Origin of the sequence: Pseudomonas agronomica (assembly GCF_025917275.1) — a bacterium.
Taxonomy (GTDB): domain Bacteria; phylum Pseudomonadota; class Gammaproteobacteria; order Pseudomonadales; family Pseudomonadaceae; genus Aquipseudomonas; species Aquipseudomonas agronomica.
Window position 1 is genome coordinate 1 of record NZ_JAOSHO010000435.1, and the last position, 4,217, is coordinate 4,217.

Genomic DNA, 4,217 nt, shown 5'->3' on the forward strand with positions numbered 1-4,217 from the left:
GCGGGAGCAAGCTCCCTCGGCACAAGGACTGTGCTCGGCCTGCCCGCTCATCGGTTTTATTGTCACCAAGGTACTTCTCTCCAGGTCCCACAGCAGGTTTAATGCTGTCCGGCCACTACGCTCGGGCACTCGGATGCCAGGGCGATTAGCCCGCCAGGAACCAAGCCCCACGGAGTCAGGGACGAATGTCGATTTTCCTTCTATTGCGCACCTATGCGTCGTCCTTCTTCCATCGCTTCGGGTGGGCAGGGCTGGCCATCGCGTTGGGCGTGCATCTTTCCACGGCCTGGATCGGCTTGGTGCTGCTGGGCGAGCAGCACCTCATTACCGCCGCCACGTTTATCTACTTCTATCTCACCACCACGCTCACCGTCGGCTATGGCGATCTGTTGCCACAGACATCCGCCGGGCGAGTTTTCGTGGCGACCTGGATCATGCTCGGGGGCATTGCCCTGTTGACGACGGTCATCGGCAAAACCACCAGCAGCGTCATCGATGTATGGAGAAAAGGCATGAAGGGCAAAGGCGATTTCACCGGCAAGGTCGGCCACACGGTGCTCATCGGTTGGGAGGGCGCTTCCAGCGAGCGGGTCATTGAACTGCTGCTGCAGGACGAAACGTCCAACGACAACCTGATCGTCATCTGCGATTGCGATCTCGAAGAAAATCCCATGCCCGGCAAGACGACGTACATCAAGGGCGAGAGCCTGTCCTCCGTCGCCCTGTTGCAACGTGCCGGCGTGCCAGGCGCCGAACGCGTGCTGGTGCGCACCCATTCCGACGACCTGACCCTGGCCACCGTGCTGGCGGTCAATCAATTGGGACCGGTCGGGCACGTGGTCGCCCATTTCAATGACAGCGAAATCGCCGCCCTCGCCAGTGCCTATGCCCCGAGCCTGGAATGCACCTCCAGCATGGCCATCGAAATGCTGGTCCGTGCCTCCCAGGACCCGGGCTCGTCAGTGGTCATTAATGAATTGCTCTGTGTCGGCGAAGGTGCCACCCAGTACCTGATGAAACTGCCCGAGGCGTTCGAAGCGACGTTCGGTGACCTCTACACCCGCATGAAAGAGCAGCACAACGCTACGCTGATCGGTTACCGCGCAAAGGGCGCCCGACATCCGTCGATCAACCCGCCAGGCGCCACCCGCGTCATGGGCGGCGAACTTTTCTACATCGCTTCCACGCGTCTCAAGGACATTTCCCATGGGGTGGTTTAAACAGTTGATGGGGCTTGAGGCCCCGAACGCGAACACGACAGCCAGCACACCTATCGTTGGGCCGCTGGGCCTGGCCTCCGGCAAGCAAGTCATGTTCGATGCCACGCTCAAGTTGTTGCTCGACGGCAACAGCGCCGTGGTGATCCCGGCCAACCAACAGATCTGGAGCCTGGGCATCGTCGACCTCGGGCAGTCGAACTGGCTGTCGCGCGCCTACATGAACGATGAAGACTACTGGTTGCAGGTGCACACCAGCGGCGACGTCGCCGGGCAGGTCGAGTCGGTGATCCTGTTCAATTACCTCAGCTACGTCACGATCAACAGCGAGGCAGAGTTGCGTCGCCTCGCCGGCCCGGAAAGCCTGATTGGCCTGCCGACGTACACCCACGACGGCGTCGAGTACACCCGCGAATGGGGCACCGAGGCGGGCCAGACGGAGCTGGTGACGTTGAGCGAGCGCGTGAGCAATCCGGACGAGTCCTACAACGTCGAGCACCGTTCGATGCTGTACGCCCGCGACACCGGCCTGACGGATCGCCGGGAGTTCCTGCTGTTCTCCGTCGAAGAGGACGCCGAAGGCACCGTCAGCCTGAGCACTTCGCTGGGTATTTCGCTGTACACCACTGACCTGAACACATTTTGAATAAGGAAGAAGTCCATGCTTGAAGCGCTTTCCATTTCCCTGAACAAAGCCGCCGTGTTCGGCTTTGTCATGTACATCCTCGGCGCCGCCGTGCTGTTCGCGCTGTTCCAGTTCATCTACACCCGTGTCACGCCGCACAAGGAATTCGAACTGATCCGTTCGGGCAACGTGGCCGCGGCCATCGCACTGGGCGGTGCCGTCATCGGTTTCGCCATTCCGGCCAGCAACGTGATTGCCTACTCGATCAACATGCTGGACTTCGTCGTCTGGGCGGTGATCGCCGCGGTCGTCCAGTTGCTGGCGTTCCTGGTGACCAGCCTGGTACTCAAGGGCGCTTCCGCGCGCATCAAGAACGGTGAAATCGCCGCAGGTATCTACATTGCCGCCGTGGCCATCAGCGTCGGCATGTTGAACGCCGCGTGCATGACGCCTTCCACGAACTGATCGCGCCACGGAGAACCCGATGAAACGAAGCAAGTACGTCCAGCTTTCGCTGGCTGCATCGGTCGCCCTGGCGATATCCGGCTGCGGGCCAACGGAAAAAACCTACAAGTTGCAGAAGAAGTACAACTTCCAGTCCGTCCAGCAATGTGTCGATGAAAAGCTGCCGGTGGACATCTGCGCCGACGCCTACATGACCGCCATGGCCGAGCACCGTCGTATCGCGCCGACCTACGATAGCCAGGCTGATTGCGATGCCGATTTTGTCCCCGATTGGTGCCAGCAGGACTCGGCCGGCAAGTTCATTCCCAAGCTCGGTGGTTTCGAGCTGAGTGCCGATGGCGAAGTCACGCAATCCCAGGTCGACGCGGCCCGGGCCCAATTGCCGCCGTCGGAAGCGAACGTCGGTGGTTCGGGCTTCGGCAACCTGCTGACCGGCCTGCTGATCGGCAACATGTTGAGCAGCAACCGCAACAGCTATTACTCCGAACCGGTCTACCGCTACCGCGATGACCGTGGCGACTATGGGTCGTCGACCCTCAGCCAGCGGGTGTCCAGGGGTTCGACCTTCAACAAGTCCAACCAGGCGCGGTACGGCAGCTACACCGATTCCATCAAGAGCAGCAAGGCGATGTCCGTCTCGTCCTCGACCTCGCGTGGTGGTTTCGGCAGCAGTTCCAGCGCCCGCAGCGGTTGGGGCGGTTCCAGCAGCTCCGGCGGTTGAGGAACCAGCGCCATGAAGAAGATCCAGTGCGCAGAACGTCCTGACTGGAAACAGACCGCCGAGCAGCTCGGCTTTCTGTTCCACACCATCGACGACGAACCCTATTGGGACGAAAGCGCGTACTACCAGTTCACCCTCAAGCAGATCGAGGATGACCTGGAAGACCCGACCACCGAGCTCCATGAGATGTGCATGGACCTCGTGGCCCGCGTGGTCCAGAGCGAAGAATTGCTGGAGCGCCTGAGCATTCCCGCGCCGTTCTTCGACCTGGTGCGCACCTCATGGCTTGAAGGCCACCCGCACCTGTATGGGCGCATGGATTTCTCCTACAACGGCACGGGCCCGGCCAAACTGTTGGAGCTCAACTACGACACGCCGACCAGCCTCTACGAGGCGGCAGCGTTCCAGTGGGGCTGGCTGGAACAGTGCATCGAGCGCGGCATGCTGCCGGCCCATGCCGACCAGTTCAACAGCATCGACACCAAGCTGCACCAGGCCTTCGCCCAGTTGCAGCTCACCGAGCCGTTCTATTTCGCCTCGATGAAAGGCTCGGTGGAAGACAAGGGCACCACGGATTACTTGCGCCTGATCGCGGGAAAAGTCGGCATCGAATCGCGGCACATCGATATCGAAGACATCGGCCTCAACAGCGACGGACGCTTCGTCGATCTGGAAGAACGCTGGATTCCGCACCTGTTCAAGCTGCACGCCTGGGAGTTCATCTTCCACGAACCGTTTGGTGCTGCGATTGCCCAATGCGACACGCAGTTTTTCGAACCGGCCTGGAAGTCGATCATCTCCAACAAAGGCATCCTGCCCCTGCTGTGGGAATTCAACAAAGGCCACCCGAACCTGCTCGCGGCTCACCTCGACACCGACACCAGCAAAGCGGTGCCCAAGGGCTGGGTGCGCAAACCGTTCTTTTCCCGGGAAGGCGCCAACATCGAGTTGCAGACCGCTGACGGCTTGATCGTCAAGGAAGACGGGCCCTACACCGACGCGCCGTTCATCCTCCAGGAGTTCGCGCCACTGCCACGCTTCGGCGACAGCTACACGCTGATCGGTTCCTGGGTCATCGGCGACCAGGCGGCCGGCATTGGCGTGCGGGAAGACAACAGCCTGATCACCAAGGATTCCAGCCGGTTCCTGCCGCACTTGATCCTTGACTGACGCATTGGCGAGCGAGCTT

Annotated in this window: 5 protein-coding genes; all 5 read left to right on the top strand. The window is 60.9% G+C overall.

The features are described 5' to 3' along the window. The first annotated feature begins 185 nt into the window (after positions 1-185). The 5 genes from OC610_RS22165 to OC610_RS22185 are packed head-to-tail and all read left to right on the top strand — an operon-like array spanning position 186 to position 4,198. Positions 186-1,220 (top strand): ion channel, encoded by a 1,035-nt coding sequence (locus OC610_RS22165; protein ID WP_264430783.1) that lies wholly within the window; start codon positions 186-188, stop codon positions 1,218-1,220. Further along, the gene (locus OC610_RS22170) at positions 1,207-1,863 is read left to right on the top strand and encodes a YjfK family protein (protein ID WP_264430784.1); all 657 of its coding nucleotides are present in this window, start codon (positions 1,207-1,209) and stop codon (positions 1,861-1,863) included. The genes OC610_RS22165 and OC610_RS22170 overlap by 14 nt, the downstream gene beginning before the upstream one ends. A gap of 15 nt (positions 1,864-1,878) precedes the next feature. Beyond that, complete coding sequence (locus tag OC610_RS22175) at positions 1,879-2,307, top strand: DUF350 domain-containing protein (protein ID WP_264430785.1); 429 nt, start codon at positions 1,879-1,881, stop codon at positions 2,305-2,307. 19 nt (positions 2,308-2,326) lie between these two features. Next, positions 2,327-3,028: a DUF1190 domain-containing protein gene (locus OC610_RS22180; protein WP_264430786.1), complete on the top strand. Its 702-nt coding sequence runs from the start codon at positions 2,327-2,329 to the stop codon at positions 3,026-3,028. A 12-nt stretch (positions 3,029-3,040) separates the two neighbouring features. Beyond that, on the top strand, positions 3,041-4,198 hold the full coding sequence (locus tag OC610_RS22185) for a glutathionylspermidine synthase family protein (RefSeq protein ID WP_264430787.1): 1,158 nt from the start codon (positions 3,041-3,043) through the stop codon (positions 4,196-4,198). The last annotated feature ends 19 nt before the right edge of the window (positions 4,199-4,217 follow it).

Coding starts and splice junctions, on each gene's coding strand:
- OC610_RS22185 (WP_264430787.1), top strand. CDS start 3,041: ATGAAGAAGATCCAGTGCGCAGAACGTCCTGACTGGAAACAGACCGCC.
- OC610_RS22180 (WP_264430786.1), top strand. CDS start 2,327: ATGAAACGAAGCAAGTACGTCCAGCTTTCGCTGGCTGCATCGGTCGCC.
- OC610_RS22170 (WP_264430784.1), top strand. CDS start 1,207: ATGGGGTGGTTTAAACAGTTGATGGGGCTTGAGGCCCCGAACGCGAAC.
- OC610_RS22175 (WP_264430785.1), top strand. CDS start 1,879: ATGCTTGAAGCGCTTTCCATTTCCCTGAACAAAGCCGCCGTGTTCGGC.
- OC610_RS22165 (WP_264430783.1), top strand. CDS start 186: ATGTCGATTTTCCTTCTATTGCGCACCTATGCGTCGTCCTTCTTCCAT.